The sequence below is a fragment of the Citrobacter sp. A316 genome (assembly GCF_002042945.1).
Taxonomy (GTDB): Bacteria; Pseudomonadota; Gammaproteobacteria; order Enterobacterales; family Enterobacteriaceae; genus Citrobacter; species Citrobacter portucalensis.
The window spans coordinates 12684-29069 of the sequence record NZ_MVFZ01000028.1; the positions used below are offsets into that span (position 1 = coordinate 12684).

Below are 16386 nucleotides of genomic sequence, written 5' to 3' on the forward strand. Positions count from 1 at the left end.
CCTTTTTATCGTACAGTTGGTTTTAAATAAAACCATGACGCTACAATGATGCCCATCAATACCAGCTCAATGAGCATAATCAGCCCACCTTGCCCGCTAAACCAGGTACCAATGATTATCGCGATATTAGTGATGATGACAAACCAAGCCAACCACGGGAACAATCGTGATCGATAGCTGACCAGACTTGCGGGATACACTCCGCGATTTACCGCCTGTCGAAAACGGAACTGACACCAACCGATAACTATCCACGCAAGACACCCCACTTGCCCGGTACTGGCAATTAAATAGAGATAAAACTGCTGAGCGGGAATATAACGTGTCAGCATCGACACCAGAGCTAAAAGCACAGTCAGTAAAATAGCGTTAACCGGCACGCCGTTACCGCTTAATTTACCAAATCGTGCAGGGGCAAATCGGGAGCCCGCCATCGACCATAGCATACGTGAACTGGCATAGACTGCTGAGTTCGCTGCTGAAACAGCTGCGGAAAAAATAACCAGCATCATAAGAACATCAGCCCTAGGAATACCGACGTGTGAGAACACCCAGACGAAGGGACTATTTCCATCAGGTACTTTCCCATGTGGATAAACCAGCGCCAGAACAGCAATCGCCAGACCATAAAACAGGATTATTCGCAAACCAATGCCCTGAATAACCTTCGGCAACACTGAGTGCGGCGATTCCGTTTCTCCTGCCGCGCTTCCTACCAGTTCCACCCCCTGAAATGAATAGATGACTATCGTCATGCAAACCAGAATTTGCTCCCATCCGTTGGGAAACCACAAACCATCACTTTTCAACGTCGGATGCCAGTTTGCATCTCCTGAGAGAGAGAAAATCATGACGCCGCCTGCCACGATGAAAAGCACTATTGCAAAAACCTTAAGCGCTGATAGCCAGTATTCACATTCACCGAAACTTTTCGCCGAGCATAAATTGATCAGCGTGAGTACGACAAGGATGATTAGGCAATAAAAGTGGACAGGTATAGCAGGGAAAAATTGATGGGCAATGAAACCCGCAGCAGTCAGATCTGCTGCCAGGGAAAACACCCAACTCAGCCAATATAGCCACCCAATGATATAGCTCCAGATAGGATTGGGCAGGAACATCAACGCATAATGCTGGAATGAACCTGAATGGGGAAACGCGCAGGACAGCTCACCAAGGCACATCATGGTTGCCAGCATAATCGCGCCAGCGAACAGATAAGCCAGTAATGTTCCCGCGGGCCCGACGCTATTGAGCGGTTCGGCAATACCGATAAATAAACCGGTGCCAATTGTCCCACCGAGAGAAATCATCAGCAAATGGCGTTTTTTGAGGTTTCGTCGTAACCCATTTTCAGGCTCGGCGGGCGGTAGCACTTGCAGGGTACTCATGGTCACTCCCTGTCCCGGATAACGTCATAGACGCCGCCACAGATAAATGACCGTGGCGGCAGTGGCTTATTGAATAAACCTCATGGCAACGCCCTTCGTCTGACAGGCCATCAGAAGCCCCGTATAGTCAAGTTCAAAACGGACGACATCTCCCACTTTCAACGGCTGCTCGCATGCTTCAATATCCACTAACGTATGGTCACTGGTTTGTCCAAGGATGGTGATATTGTCGTCGCAGGGCACACAGTTATCGGAAGGTACGTCCTGACGACCAAACGCCAACAAGGCCCGCTTGCGAACACCATAATCAACAAAGGTTTTGGTTTGCAGGAAAGCGTCTACGCCAAGTTCTCCTACGGGTATTGTCGGCTTGCTGTTAAGCTCGATAATCTCCGCCTCAAGGACATACATATCAGAACACGCTTTTTCCACCGGCTTGGCAGAGTGATGAAATTCGTTCAGATACTTCATCTCGACATATTCAATGCCAAACTCATGCAACCCCCCGATCCGTAAATGGTTCAATCCCTGAGGCCAAATTTCTTTATCCAGTAAATGGTAGCTGGTGCAATTACCGGCAGAGAGTCGGCGCACTGGCACGCCGCTGTCCTGCTCTACTCGCGCAGCCAGTGCCAGAAAATCTTCACCATTTTTTACCGTGGGCAGGACGGTACCATAGCAATTGAAGTTGGTACCCAGGCCATACAGCTCAAGACAAGGTAATTCATGAATAAGCCGGATAGTGCTGAGAATTTGTGAATACTCGGTGAACCAGATACCTTCGCGTAAATCCCCCATATCAACCATCAGCAATACCTGATGCGTTTTCCCCTGGCGTTGGGCTTCCTGTGATAAAGCGCGCAGGATAACGGCTTCACTGTTCAGACTGATATCGGCATAGCGGATAACGTCTTCAATTTCACTTAGGCAAGGACTGCGGAGTAAACAGGTAGTACAGCCGATTTCACGGATTTTTTTCAGATTGTAGGTCCGTGATTCTGCTATCACCTGAATGCCGCCATTAAATACGGCCTGCGCAGTTTCAACACATCCATCAAAAACTTTATTGACCGCCATGACCTCAATTCCACTGCTGGCTAAAAGCGCTTTTTCTGTTCGGGCATTTTCTTCCAGCTTACGTAAATTGATTTCCAGGATGGGCATATACATTTTATTTTCCTCCTGCCATGCTCATTCGAGCATTACGTTTCTGCGCCCGATGGTAGATACTTTCAGCAACAATAACGGCCAACAATGCGCCACCAACGATCTTGCCCGCGTACTGGAAATATCCCCCCATATCAATTTGTGAAGGCGGGATAAACAGCAGAGCAACGGCAAAGGCAATAGAGATAAATCCAAGCGCCGGCAGCACTGCAGGTAGGACTTTTCCGGGTATTTTAAAGCTTCTTGGCGTATCCGGTTGCGTCTGACGCAAGCGCCAGAATGCCGGGAACATCACCAGATAGGGAATGAAGTAGGTAATTGTAGTCAGTGCGGTCAACATCCAGTACGCCGCAGCAACGCTCGGGGATATAAAGGTTGAGAAGCACAGAACAGTGACAATAATTGCCTGCACGATCAGCGCAAATGCTGGCGTTTTCCAGACCGGGTGCAGCTGGGCGATTTTATCGCCTAACAGATTATCCTCACGTGAGGCTTCCTGAAGCATGTAGATAGGCCCCACCAGCCAGGAGTTAATCTGACCCAGAGCACCAAAAAACATACAGAATGCCATCACCGGAATCAGCCACGGCATGTGTAACGTATCCGCTGCGGCGTGCATCGCCTGCATTACGCCCGCAACAATGTCGGTATTCCCCGCAGGCAGCAGCGTGTTCAACGCCCAGGTTCCCACCATGTAAATACCCACAATAACAACAGCAGAAACCGCCATTGCTCGCGGGAAATCACGTTGCGGGTTACGCGTGCGTCCGGCAATCATCGGCGCAACTTCCAGACCAGCAAAAGCAAACATCATGCTCGAAAGAAAGACAATGGTATCCCAGTGACTCAGGTCAGGAACCCAGTTTGCCGCCGTCGCGTAATCGGTTTGCATCGGATGTCCGGTGGCCAACCATACGATAGCCAAAATGATCAAAATCGCAGAAGGAATAAACACACCACACCAGGCGCTGACGCTGTTGATAATTTTGGTCCACTCCATGCCGCGTATATTCATTAATGTCAGCAACCAGAAAATAACCGCTGAACCAACACCAATAAACGCTTTATTCTCAGCCAGACCGTCACCAATCATGTAGCCCAGCGCTGTAAAACCAAATTGCAGCATCAGAGGAAAAAATAACACGCAGGAAAAGAGGAAGCACACCACGACTATCCACGCGATACGTTTACCAAACGCTTCTTTAATCCAGACAAATATCCCACCATCTTTCGGCCAACCGGTGGAGAGTTCACCACACACCATCGCCAGCGGAAAGAACAGACAGAATGCGGCAATAACCCACAACAGCATTGCTGAAGCGCCGTAGGGAGCGACATTCGGTATTTGTCGCAAACTCAGAATGGCAATGACATTCATAAAGACGATATCTTTGATGCCAAGCAAGCCAGAACTATTGTTACTCATGGCCATCTCCTGTTATTCATTCAGGGGCATCACTGCCCTCTTCGAATTACCTGACTCATGGACTCCGGCCAATGCCGAAGTCCAATAATGAGATTTAATAAATGTCGTACTTGACCATATCTTCGTAACTGTCTTCCCGACGGATTAAGCGATCTTTTCCCTCTTTGTCTATCATCACGACAGCAGAGCGCGGGCGATTGTTGTAGACCGTCTGGCTTTCGATGGTGTAAGCGCCCGCATCCAGAAATGCGACGATATCGCCAATTTGCGTGTTCTTCGGCATCAGGAACTCCTCCCCCTTCACGCCCATATGGAAGTAATCACCGCCGTCACAAAGAGGCCCTGCGAGTTTGATCCACGCGTCATGCGAATCTGTCATTCTGGAAACGTTGTAGACATAGAAGAACCAGTCAAAATGCTGACTGTCTGAAAGCACACTGTATCCGGCATCAACAAACTTCCACTCAACGTGACATTCAACATTGCCGTTAAGGTCATAGTTGGTTTTACGTTTTTCACAGGCGACTTCTGTTAGCAGTACGGCGGCCGAACCGGTAACCTTACGCCCAGGCTCAATACAGATTTCCACATCCGTACGCCACTTATGGACTTCACGAATAACCGCATCAGCAAAATCCTGTGCCGTAATCCCGGCATACATATTGTCTTTAAGCGGATCGCCATTTTCCTCATCATATTTGTAGGGGACAGGGATACCGCCGCCCACGTTGATAAGGTCAAATTTAATCCCCAGAACCTCTTCCAGACGTCGAGATTCATCCACCAATACTTTGGTTGCTTTGGCAAAAGGTTCAGATTCAGGAACCTGATCGCCCACATGCATATGTAAACCGCGAAGATGGACATAAGGCATTTCCAGGATCCGCCGACAGGTTTCTTCCGCTTGTTCCAAATCCAATCCCGATTTTGCGTGAAATGCGGTCACCAGCTCTGCATGCGTCGCTGACGGAACGTTTGGTTCCACACGAACGCAAACATTGGCGACTTTTTTCAATTTGCGGGAAATAGCATCAATGTGATCCAGTTCATACAAGCTATCGACGTTGATCAGGTACAGATCGTTAGCAATGGCGTATTCCAGGTCGGCTGGTTTTTTCACTACACCATTAAAGACAATCTGGTCGCCACGAAAGCCGATTTCCAGACATTTACGAACTTCGTACTGTGAATTAGCCTCAGCACAAATTCCTGCATCACGAATCGCCTGAAGCACTCCCATCACTGAGCAGGTTTTGGAAGCAAAAAAGGTTTTGGTATTTTTATGGGCAGCAAACGCCTGCTGGATTTCGTTGATATTACGAATAATCTCTGACTCAGAGAAAACATAGAACGGCGTCGGATACTTGCGTGCCAGAGCATCCAGATCCACGCCATCAAAACACAAGTGACCCTCTTTTTGTTGGAAACGGCGATCGTTTTCTATCACTTGCTCACGTAATTGGTTGTAGTTTTGAATAATCGAATCAGTCATAACATCCTCAGCTTATTTTCATGTAAGAGACCACATTCTCACAATGGATATAGCAACAGGCGTGCCAAAATTTAACTCGATTAAAATCAGTCTGTTACATACATAAAATTATTGTGAACTTTGTCATTTAGCGTGCTATTCATCACAACGACGAAAATTCGTCACTTTTATAATGATGTTATTAAACAAGGAAAAAGGAATTCGGCAATGGCTTCCACTAACGAAGAGTTGGCTGCAGCACTAAAAATGTTCTCCCGATTCTTCGATCTTATCCATCAACCCCTGGCGGTTATTAACGAGCGTGGTGAGTATGTCTATTACAACCAGGAGAGTGCGGATCTTGACGGATACAGCATTGAGCAGGCGCTAGGTAAACATATGCTGGATGTTTATCCGAGCATGAAAGAGACGCAAAGCACCATGCTTTCATCACTGAAGAAAGGTGTGGAATATATCGGTCATTACCAGATTTACTACAACGCTCGTGGTCAGGCGGTGGATTATCAGCATACTACCGCGCCACTCTATTCCAGTGATGGCAGCATGATTGGCGTTATTGAAATTGGCAGGAACATGTCCGGCGTCAGGCGGTTACAGGAACAGGTTGTAGAGCTTAACCATTTGCTGTACGCCGATCGCCATGAAAAACACCACGCAATTATTACTGAGAGTCCGGAGATGCTGCGTAATATTGCGAAAGCAAAACGTCTGGCGGCAAGCAATATTCCCGTGACCATCGTTGGTGAGACGGGAACCGGTAAGGAACTTTTTTCTCGTTTAATCCATCATTGCAGTAAACGCGCCGATAAGCCATTCATTGCTCTTAACTGTGGCGCACTTCCACCGACGCTTGTTGAAAGCACTCTTTTTGGTACTGTCCGCGGCGCATACACCGGGGCAGAAAATAGTCAGGGATATCTGGAACTGGCAAACGGCGGTACGCTTTTTCTCGATGAGCTCAACGCCATGCCTATTGAGATGCAAAGTAAACTATTGCGCTTTTTACAGGATAAAACATTCTGGCGCCTGGGCGGCCAACAACAAATCCACTCAGATGTACGTATTGTAGCAGCAATGAATGAAACGCCCGCGCACCTTATCCAGACTGGTAAGCTGCGCGCAGATCTTTTTTACCGGCTGAATGTGGGTATGCTCATCCTTCCCCCTTTACGGAAACGCCCGGAAGATATTGCGCTGCTAGCTAATTATTTCATCGATAAATACCGCAATGACGTACCGCAAGATATTCATGGGCTGAGTGAAGCTGCGCGTATTGCCTTACTTAATCACACCTGGCCCGGCAATGTCAGGATGCTGGAAAATGCTATCGTCCGCAGCATGATCATGCAGGAAAACGACGGGATGCTGAAAAAGATTATCTTTGAAGACGAGGAGTTAAACTTAGGCGTTGCGGATGTCCCTACCGTCGTCAGCCGCCCCGCACGCTCAGAATCAGAGGTGGATGGCTCGCTTGAAACAAGGGTGACCAGGTTCGAAAAAAGCCTGATTGAAACAGCGCTGAATAACTGTCAGGGAAATATTGCAGCAGCCGCACGAAGTCTCAATATTTCCCGAACGACGTTGCAGTACAAGGTACAAAAATACAGTATTCGTTTCGGCGTGGTGAGCCTTTGATAAAAGCCAGCGACATAATGTCGCTGGCGGTAGCATTAACCTTCGTTGTGCATCTCAAGGTTTTCCGCTTCGTTCTGACGCAACACCGCTTTGGCATCGTCATTACGCAGGGAGTCGAGGAAATCGAGATATTGCTGATCGACGTCTTTGGTAACGTACACACCGTTAAACACTGAACATTCAAACTGCTGAATATCCGGGTTTTCCGCGCGGACAGCTTCAATCAGATCGTTCAGATCCTGGAAGATCAGACCATCTGCGCCGATTATCTGGCGAATCTCGTCCACTTCACGACCATGCGCAATCAGCTCGGTCGCCGTAGGCATATCGATGCCATAAACGTTCGGGAAGCGAATTTCCGGGGCGGCAGATGCCAGATACACTTTCTTCGCTCCGGCTTCACGCGCCATCTCGATAATCTGTTCTGAGGTAGTACCGCGCACGATGGAGTCATCTACCAGCAGCACGTTTTTATCACGGAATTCCGCACGGTTAGCGTTCAGCTTACGGCGCACAGATTTACGGCGCAGCTGCTGGCCCGGCATGATAAAGGTACGTCCCACGTAGCGGTTTTTCACAAATCCCTGACGGTACGGCTTACCGAGAATACGGGCAATTTCCAGCGCGATATCGCAGGAGGTTTCCGGGATTGGGATCACCACGTCAATGTCCAGATCTTCCCACTCACGAGCAATTTTTTCGCCAAGCTTAGTACCCATGTTTACGCGGGCACTGTAGACGGAAATCTTGTCGATAAAGGAGTCAGGACGTGCGAAGTAAACGTATTCAAACAGACACGGATTGCTCACCGGGTTATCAGCACACTGACGGGTAAACAGCTGGCCTTTTTCGGTGATGTACACCGCTTCTCCAGGTGCAACGTCGCGCAGGAATTCAAAGCCCAGCGTATCCAGCGCTACGCTCTCAGACGCCACCATGTACTCGGTACGGCCATCGCCAATATCGCGTTTGCCCATTACCAGCGGACGGATACCGTTAGGGTCGCGGAAGGCAACCATACCGTGACCGATAATCATCGCCACGCAGGCATAGGCGCCGCGGATCTGGCGGTTGGTTGCCGCAATGGCAGCAAAAATATTGTCGGCTTCCAGCGGGTAATGGCGGAAGTTATCCAGCTCGCTGGCGAAAATATTCAGCAGAATTTCAGAATCTGAAGTGGTATTGATGTGGCGGCGCTTTTCTTCAAACAGCTTTTTACGTAGCTCATGCGCGTTGGTCAGGTTGCCATTATGGGCAAGCGTGATGCCATACGGTGAGTTGACATAAAAAGGTTGAGCTTCGGAGGCGCTGGAGCTGCCAGCCGTTGGGTAACGCACATGACCGATGCCCATATTGCCCTGCAAACGCTGCATATGGCGCGCTTCAAAAATATCGCTCACCATTCCGTTTGCTTTACGCAAGCGGAAGCAGTTGTTGGCATCAATGGTGATGATGCCCGCAGCATCCTGACCACGATGCTGGAGCACCGTTAACGCGTCATAAATCGACTGGTTTACCGGCATAACACCGGCGATACCGACAATACCGCACATACGTCTTTTCCTCGTTCAGCAACGACCCAAAGTTTATACTTTGGGCAAGAAACTTGACGAGCTTTGCAGATAGTCAAAGAACCATCTGATGATGAAACTGAACTGCGGGATCAGCTGCGACTTACCCCAGTCTTCACTTTTCGACAGACCGGTAAAGGTATCGAGAAAGAACAGTATGGCGGCGACGATCAACGCTCCACGCAAAGCACCGAAGCAGATCCCCAACACCCTGTCGGTACCCGACAGCCCTGTTTTCTCTACCAGTTGGCCTATCACAAAGTTAACGATAGCGCCGACGATAAGTGTCGCGATGAACAGTATCGCGATAGCAATCCCATTTCGAACCAGTTCGTCTTCAAAGCCCGTAAACCAGACAGACAGGTAAGTGTAGTAATGGCTGGCGACAAAGAAAGCACAACCCCAAGTCACCAACGATAATGCTTCACGAACAAAGCCACGGATCAGGCTAACCAGACAGGAAAAACCAATCACCGCGATAATGGCGTAATCAATCCAGACCATATGTGTCCCACGATTTTACGCCCTGTCGTCCTGTTCGGGGCGCATTCTAACAGAAAAAGAAAACGTTTGCGTAGGGATTTCCTTTCCACGCGTAAATAAAAATGGCGCTGAAAAAATCTTCAACGCCATACGATTTTATGCCTCTTCGGGCACTGCCGGATGGCGGTATAAACACCTTGTCCGGCCTACTTCAGAGCAACGTAACGCAATCCCTTAGTTAGGGGTATACCCCATCACCACCCCACTCAAACCAGAGATCTTCTGCAGCTCGCCCAGCGAGTTCTTCAGCTTATCTTTGGAGGCGTCAGGTCCTACGAGAATGCGGGTTATTTTACCCTGCACCGGCGTTGACGGGGAAGTATATACCCGGAAGCCCGCGCCACGAAGTTTACCCACGATCTCATTGACCTTATCCGCGTTTTTCAGCGCACCGAGCTGTACAACGTACGCTTTGCCGGTTGGGGCTGGCGCTTCCTCAGCGGCCGGTTTCGGCGCTGGAGTCGGTGCCGGCGTTGGCGTCGGGGCGACAGCAACAGGCTGCGGCTTCGGTTTAGGTTTCGGTGGTTCCACAGGCGCAGGGACAGGATCTAACTCCGCGCTGTTTGCCGTCGTCAAACGTGATGGATCCAACGATGGCGCGGCAGCATCACCCGCACGCACCTCTTCTGCCGCCCCTTCCGGCGGCTGAGTCGGCAGCGCCTGCGTTGCTGCAGGCATCATGTCTGGTTCATCGCGATCGCCGGGTTTAGGCACCAGTGGGATCGCTGCAAATTCATCCTGATAATGCTTTTTCTGCCCGTCAAGCAGCCCGGGAAGCACAATAACCCCGAGCGCGACCAGCACAATTGTGCCGACTAATCGATTCTGAAACTTACTCGCCACCGCTTCTCCCCACGTCTATTACTTCCATGACATGTGCGACAGTGTGAAAGGATCCACACACCAACACGGTATCTTCTGGCTTCGCCTCAGCAAGTGCTGCAGACCATGCCTGCGCCACGCTGTCATAAGCGTTGCCTTTGCCCAGGTGCTCCAGCAACTGTTCCGCCGTTGCACCACGCGGCCCTTCCAGGGGCGCACAGTACCAGTCGTCAACCACGCTTTTCAGCCAGGCCAACGTACCGGCAATATCTTTATCATGTAGCATACCGATAACCGCAAGTACACGCCCGCTTTTCACTAACTTTTTCAGGCGTCCGGTCAGATACTCCGCCGCATGCGGGTTATGGGCAACATCAAAAATCACCCGCGGCGACTCGCTCACAATCTGGAAGCGTCCCGGTAAAATCGCTTGTTCGATACCGTCACGAATAGCCTGCTCGCTGACGTTAAGGCCGCTTGCGCGCAGTGCGGCCAGTGCCGTTGCGGCGTTAGGTTGTGGCACCTGCGGCAACGGCAGGTGCGCCAGCGTTCCATGAGCATCCGTAAACGACCAGTCGTTCTCCGTGACCGCATAGCGCCAGTCCACACCGCAACGCTGCAAAATCGCCCCGCACTCCTGAGCGACATCCGCGATGGTGTAAGGCATTTCCGGTTCGCCGACGATGGCCGGTTTCTCTGCGCGGAAAATACCCGCCTTCTCACGACCAATACTTTCGCGATCCGGACCCAGCCAGTCAGTATGGTCAAGCGCAATACTGGTGACTACTGCGACATCGGCATCGACGATATTTGTGGCGTCAAGGCGGCCGCCTAATCCCACTTCCAGAATAACGACATCCAGTTGGGCCTGTTTAAACAGCCAGAGTGCCGATAACGTACCGTATTCAAAGTAAGTCAGGGAAATGTCACCCCGTGCGTCTTCAATCTCAGCAAACGAGGCGGTATGGGCTGATTCCGGCAGTTCACGCCCCTGTACGCGTACGCGTTCCGTGTAGCGCACCAGATGAGGCGAACTGTACACCCCAACTTTATAGCCTGCCGCAGTCAGCACAGATTCCAGCGTACGACAGGTTGTGCCTTTCCCATTGGTTCCCGCCACCGTAAAAACAAATGGTGCAGGTTTCAACACACCCAGTTTACGCGCCACCTGGCTGACGCGTTCAAGGCCCAGATCAATGGTTTTACTGTGCAGGTTTTCCAGATAAGAAAGCCACGACGCCAGGGGCGACGCGGCTTGAGGGATACGTTTATTGTCCATGATGCCTGTAGATTCTTTACGTTAAGAAAAGCAAAAGGGCAGCGCCAACCGGCCTGCCCTTTTTTACACGTTGTTTTCCACGTTGCAGATGCGTTGGCTGTACTCGCTCTCCCGAATCGCTTACCGGTGTAAGCTCATCGGGGTCAACACTCTTGTCGCCTGCCTGCAACCCGAAACCCATAGCGTAAACTATCAGGCCTCTGGTTCCTGATCGGGAACCGGAGGTACCACTTCGCCTTCACGCGGCTCATCCGGATTCGGCGCAGGAAGATTCATCAGCTTCGCCAGGATACTTGCCAGTTTCAGGCGCATTTCCGGACGGCGGACGATCATATCGATAGCGCCTTTTTCAATCAGGAACTCGCTGCGCTGGAATCCCGGCGGCAGTTTCTCACGTACGGTTTGCTCGATAACACGCGGACCCGCGAAGCCGATCAATGCTTTCGGTTCTGCAATGTTGAGATCGCCCAACATCGCGAAACTTGCGGAAACACCACCCATTGTTGGGTCGGTCAGTACAGAAATATACGGTAAACCGCGTTCCTGCATTTTCGCCAGCGCAGCAGAGGTTTTCGCCATCTGCATCAGAGACATCAGCGCTTCCTGCATACGCGCCCCGCCAGAAGCGGAGAAGCAGATCATTGGGCAGTTATCTTCCAGCGCCTGCTCAACGGCACGGACAAAACGCGCGCCGACCACAGAGCCCATGGAGCCGCCCATAAACGCGAACTCGAATGCCGCAGCAACGACCGGCATACCGTGAAGCGTGCCTTTCATCACCACCAGCGCATCTTTCTCGCCGGTTTCTTTCTGCGCAGAAGCCAGTCTGTCTTTGTATTTTTTGGAGTCACGAAACTTCAGCACGTCTTTCGGCTCAAGCTCGCTACCCAGTTCCACAAGAGAACCTTCATCTAACAGGCTATGCAGGCGATTGCGCGCCGACATGCGCATATGATGGTCACACTTCGGACAGACCTCAAGATTACGTTCCAGCTCAGCACGGTATAAAACCTGACCGCAGCTATCACACTTGGTCCACACCCCTTCAGGAATGCTTGCCTTGCGGGTGGGAGTAATGTTGCTTTTAATTCGTTCAATCCAGCTCATTGGTGACCTTTCTGCCTGAACCCTAGTCAGCTTTGTTATAAGGGACGCATAATGCCATTTTTGCCCCTAACAGACCATGAATGTTGCACATTAAAACATAACAGCCCGAAACTTTGGATAAAAAAGTGGTCGAACCGCTGAGTTACTTTCTATTTTGCAGCCCGTGACGCAGCACGCTTATGGCGAATTACTTCAATCACCCCCGGCAATACGGAAAGGACGATAATCGCCACAATCAATAATTTCAGGTTTTCCTGGACGATCGGCAGATCGCCGAACAGGTAGCCTGCGTAGGTAAACAACAATACCCACAGCAATGCACCTACGACGTTATACATCGCAAAGTGACGGTAGGACATATGTCCCATACCGGCAACAAACGGCGCAAATGTACGCACGATAGGCACGAAACGCGCCAGGATAATCGTCTTACCGCCATGACGCTCGTAGAACGCATGGGTTTTATCCAGGTAGCTGCGGCGGAAAATTTTGGAGTTCGGGTTACTGAAAAGTTTTTCCCCGAACAATCGGCCAATCGTGTAGTTCACCGCATCGCCCACAATCGCCGCCACAATCATCAGTGCCACCATCAGATGAACATTGAGATCGTTGGTTGGCAGCGCAGAAAGCGCACCCGCAACAAACAGCAGTGAGTCACCAGGCAGGAATGGTGTCACCACCAGCCCGGTTTCACAGAACAGGATCAGAAACAGAATGGCGTATACCCAGATACCGTATTCCGCAACCAGCTCCGCCAGGTGCACATCAATGTGCAGGATAAAATCGATAAGAAAGTAAATCAGGTCCATAGTTTTGCCTTTATACGACTCAAATTAGTCCGCCAGAAATAGCGGGCCCATAGGCGGTTTTGGCAGGTCGAACCGCTCTGGGTAATCTACTGCAACCAGATACAGTCCTTCCGCTTTCGCCGTTGCCGCTGCCAGCGTTCTGTCCTTTGCCGCTAACAGTTCTGCTATCCAGCTCTCCGGCTGGTTGTTGGCGCCAACTTCCATCAGGCTGCCGACAATATTCCTGACCATATGATGTACAAAGGCATTCGCTTTAATATCCACCACCACATATGCACCGAAACGTTCGACGTTAATGTGCATCACGTTGCGCCACGGCGTGCGCGACTGACACTGCACCGCCCGAAACGAGGTAAAATCATTTTCGCCAATCAGACACTGGGCCGCACGATGCATACGCTCAGCGTCCAGCGGTTCATAGTAATGGGTTACCCCTTTACCCAAAACCGCAGGGCGCAACCGATGATTGTAGATGATGTAGCGATAACGGCGAGCCGTGGCGCTAAATCGGGCATGAAAATCATCGGGTACAGCTTTAACCCAGCGCACAGCGATGTCACCAGGTAAATTCGCATTTACCCCCAGTGTCCAGGCCGCATCTTTACGCTGGGCAGTGGTTTCAAAATGCACGACCTGCCCAGTGCCATGAACGCCCGCATCCGTGCGTCCTGCACAAAAAACATTGATGCGTTCATTCGCCACCTGAGAGAGCGCTTTTTCCAGTTTTTCCTGAACGCTACGCACTTCGTTCTGGCGCTGCCACCCATAATATTTGCTGCCGTCATACTCAATGCCCAGCGCAATTTTATGGGTTGACTGCTGTTGCTGGTCAGACATTAGTACAGGTACTCCTGCACCAGTTTTTCCGCAATTTTCACCGCCATTAACGCGCCGCCAAAACGCACGTTGTCTGCCACAGACCAGAACTGAACCTGTTCCGGAATACCGTAATCGTTATGCACACAGCCAATAGAAAGGTGCGGCGTGCCCGACGCATCGCCAACCTGGGTCGGGAAATCGGTTTCTTCCGACAACACCACGTCCTCTGCGCGTGAAAAAGCGTCGCGTGCTTCTTCCGCCGCCAACGGGCGCAGGGCCTCAAAGTTCACCATCTGTGCGTGACCATAAAATACCGGGGACTGCACAATGCTGGCGGAGATGAGCAGGCCGTCGTCCTGCATAATTTTGCGCACTTCATCGACGATACGACGCTCTTCACGCACGCTACCTTCGCGATCGGGCAGCAACGGCAGCATGTTGAATGCCAACTGGCGGCCAAAAAAATCATCTTCGTCAATCGGGATGCCATTAAGCAGTTTTGCACTCTGTCCGGCCAGCGCATCCACCGCTTTTTTGCCATGAGCGGAAGCTGAAATAATATTGGTCACGGTAATACGCGAAAGCCCACCGTCATCAATCAATGGTTTCAGCGCAGACAGCAGTTGGCTGGTCAGGCTGTTAGGCACCGCAATCACATTGCGGTTACGGTAATCCGCCAGCACGAACGGGTTAACGTCCGGAACCACCAGCGGAACGTCAGGCTCAAGCGCGAACAGACCGCTGCTGTCGATCACCAGGCAACCCGCATTAGTGGCTTCTTCTACCCATGCGGCGGTGGCTTCAGCGCCCGCAACAAAAAATGCCAACTGTGCCTGCGTCCAGTCAAAGTCTGCAACGTCCTGCACTATGACCGATTTACCGTTAAAACGCAGATGCTCACCGGCGCTTTCATTACGCGCCAGCGCATAAATTTCACCGACCGGGAACTGGCGTTCAGCCAGCGTATCGAGCAGGGCTTCGCCTACGGCGCCCGTTGCGCCCAGAATGGCAATATTCCAGCCTTCAGACATGGTGATTTACTCCAAGAAATACGTAAGCGTCCCTGTCGCATTATTCGACAGGGAGCATTAAGAAGACATTAATGTGCCGGATGATGAACAGCGTTAAAACCCAGCTTACACAATAAGGCAGCAGCCGTTGCGTCGTCACACATCACATATAAAGACGACCATTCACGACGCTCAAGGTAATTTTTACGCAGTTTATCAAACTCACCCGGAATTCCAGCGACTTTACGCAGCGGCGCATCATCGCGGCGCACATCATACACTAAATGCACCAGCCTTTTCAGCGTTGGCTGATCTAACGGGCCATGCAGGGTGATACGACCAAATTCCGGCGCGGGTAACAGGGTACTGAGCGCAACGTGCTGCTCATGACCAATAAACTTACTATAGGCCTCAAAGACCTGCGTGGTGCCACGCGCTTTTCCTTCGAGGGTATACCCGGCAATGTGCGCCGTACCGATATCAGCTTTCTCCAGCAACGCCACATTGAGATCCGGCTCTCCTTCCCAGACATCCAGCACAACGCTCAGCGACTGACCGGCATTCAATCGGTTCAGCAATGCCGTATTGTCGATGACCGGCCCACGGCAGGCGTTGATCAGAATAGTGCCCGGCTTCAACCGGCTAATCAGCGCGTCATCCGCCATATGCAGCGTTTTGTACGGCCCGTCTTTAAACAGCGGGGTATGGAAAGTCAGCACATCGGCTTGCTCAACCAGTTCATCCAGCGAGCAGAAATTGCCTTCGTCACCGCGATCGGCTCGCGGTGGATCGCACAGTAGCGTGCGGATCCCCAACGCTTCCAGACGCGCCTGCAAACGCCCGCCCACGTTCCCCACGCCCACAATGCCTACGGTGCGATCGCGTAACGCAAACCCGTCGCGCTCCGCCAGCATCAGCAATGCTGAAAAAACATATTCTACGACCGCTATTGCGTTACAACCGGGTGCGGCGGAAAAACCTATCCCCGCCTGAGCAAGCCAGGCGTCATCCACATGGTCTGTGCCAGCGGTTGCCGTCCCGACGAATTTAACCGGTTTTCCGCCAAGCAGTGATTCATTTACTTTCGTCACCGAGCGCACCATTAAAGCATCCGCATCATCCAGTTCAGCAACGGGAATCGGACGACCGGGAACCGCTTTGACCTCCCCCAAACGACTGAACAATTCGCGGGCATAGGGCATATTTTCATCAACGAGGATTTTCACGTCTTTCGCACCTGTTTGAGAACGAGAGTTAACCGGGCAAGTGTGCCATAATCTCGCCGCCAGGCATACTGCGAGACCTGGTCAGCACA

The 16386-nt window shown here is 51.2% G+C and carries 14 protein-coding genes; 1 reads left to right on the forward strand and 13 read right to left on the reverse strand.

Features of this window, described 5'->3' with window-relative positions:
• Positions 1-5: 5 nt before the first annotated feature.
• From BZK41_RS24595 to BZK41_RS24610, 4 genes are all read right to left on the reverse strand, one after another.
• Positions 6-1391, reverse strand: a complete 1386-nt coding sequence (locus tag BZK41_RS24595) for an amino acid permease (RefSeq protein WP_079939911.1) — start codon at positions 1389-1391, stop codon at positions 6-8.
• Positions 1392-1457: 66 nt separating this feature from the next.
• Positions 1458-2561 (reverse strand): alanine/ornithine racemase family PLP-dependent enzyme, encoded by a 1104-nt coding sequence (locus BZK41_RS24600; protein ID WP_079939912.1) that lies wholly within the window; start codon positions 2559-2561, stop codon positions 1458-1460.
• 1 nt (position 2562) lies between these two features.
• On the reverse strand, positions 2563-3984 hold the full coding sequence (locus BZK41_RS24605; protein WP_075145869.1) for an APC family permease: 1422 nt from the start codon (positions 3982-3984) through the stop codon (positions 2563-2565).
• A gap of 94 nt (positions 3985-4078) precedes the next feature.
• Positions 4079-5476 (reverse strand): alanine racemase, encoded by a 1398-nt coding sequence (locus BZK41_RS24610; RefSeq protein WP_079939913.1) that lies wholly within the window; start codon positions 5474-5476, stop codon positions 4079-4081.
• Between the two features lie 207 nt (positions 5477-5683).
• Here BZK41_RS24610 and BZK41_RS24615 point away from each other — a divergent pair, with 207 nt between their 5' ends.
• Positions 5684-7111 (forward strand): sigma-54-dependent Fis family transcriptional regulator, encoded by a 1428-nt coding sequence (locus BZK41_RS24615; RefSeq protein ID WP_079939914.1) that lies wholly within the window; start codon positions 5684-5686, stop codon positions 7109-7111.
• 35 nt (positions 7112-7146) lie between these two features.
• Here BZK41_RS24615 and purF read toward each other — a convergent pair whose 3' ends face one another.
• From purF to pdxB, 9 genes are all read right to left on the reverse strand, one after another.
• Entirely contained in the window at positions 7147-8664 is a 1518-nt protein-coding gene (gene purF / locus BZK41_RS24620; RefSeq protein ID WP_003028127.1) for an amidophosphoribosyltransferase, read from the reverse strand.
• Positions 8665-8697: 33 nt separating this feature from the next.
• Positions 8698-9186 (reverse strand): colicin V production protein, encoded by a 489-nt coding sequence (cvpA, locus tag BZK41_RS24625; protein WP_003028129.1) that lies wholly within the window; start codon positions 9184-9186, stop codon positions 8698-8700.
• Between the two features lie 213 nt (positions 9187-9399).
• Positions 9400-10068 (reverse strand): cell division protein DedD, encoded by a 669-nt coding sequence (gene dedD / locus BZK41_RS24630; RefSeq protein ID WP_003834793.1) that lies wholly within the window; start codon positions 10066-10068, stop codon positions 9400-9402.
• The gene (gene folC / locus BZK41_RS24635; RefSeq protein ID WP_079939915.1) at positions 10058-11326 is read right to left on the reverse strand and encodes a bifunctional tetrahydrofolate synthase/dihydrofolate synthase; all 1269 of its coding nucleotides are present in this window, start codon (positions 11324-11326) and stop codon (positions 10058-10060) included. The genes dedD and folC overlap by 11 nt, the downstream gene beginning before the upstream one ends.
• Before the next feature lie 192 nt (positions 11327-11518).
• A complete protein-coding gene (gene accD, locus BZK41_RS24640; protein ID WP_079939916.1) occupies positions 11519-12433 on the reverse strand; it encodes an acetyl-CoA carboxylase, carboxyltransferase subunit beta in 915 nt (304 codons plus the stop codon).
• Positions 12434-12582: 149 nt separating this feature from the next.
• A complete protein-coding gene (locus tag BZK41_RS24645; protein WP_003028140.1) occupies positions 12583-13242 on the reverse strand; it encodes a DedA family protein in 660 nt (219 codons plus the stop codon).
• Positions 13243-13266: 24 nt separating this feature from the next.
• Positions 13267-14079, reverse strand: coding sequence for a tRNA pseudouridine(38-40) synthase TruA (gene truA, locus BZK41_RS24650; protein WP_079939917.1), 813 nt, complete (start codon positions 14077-14079; stop codon positions 13267-13269).
• Positions 14079-15092, reverse strand: coding sequence for an aspartate-semialdehyde dehydrogenase (locus BZK41_RS24655; RefSeq protein WP_079939918.1), 1014 nt, complete (start codon positions 15090-15092; stop codon positions 14079-14081). The genes truA and BZK41_RS24655 overlap by 1 nt, the downstream gene beginning before the upstream one ends.
• A gap of 68 nt (positions 15093-15160) precedes the next feature.
• A complete protein-coding gene (gene pdxB, locus BZK41_RS24660; RefSeq protein ID WP_079939919.1) occupies positions 15161-16297 on the reverse strand; it encodes a 4-phosphoerythronate dehydrogenase PdxB in 1137 nt (378 codons plus the stop codon).
• Between the last annotated feature and the right edge of the window lie 89 nt (positions 16298-16386).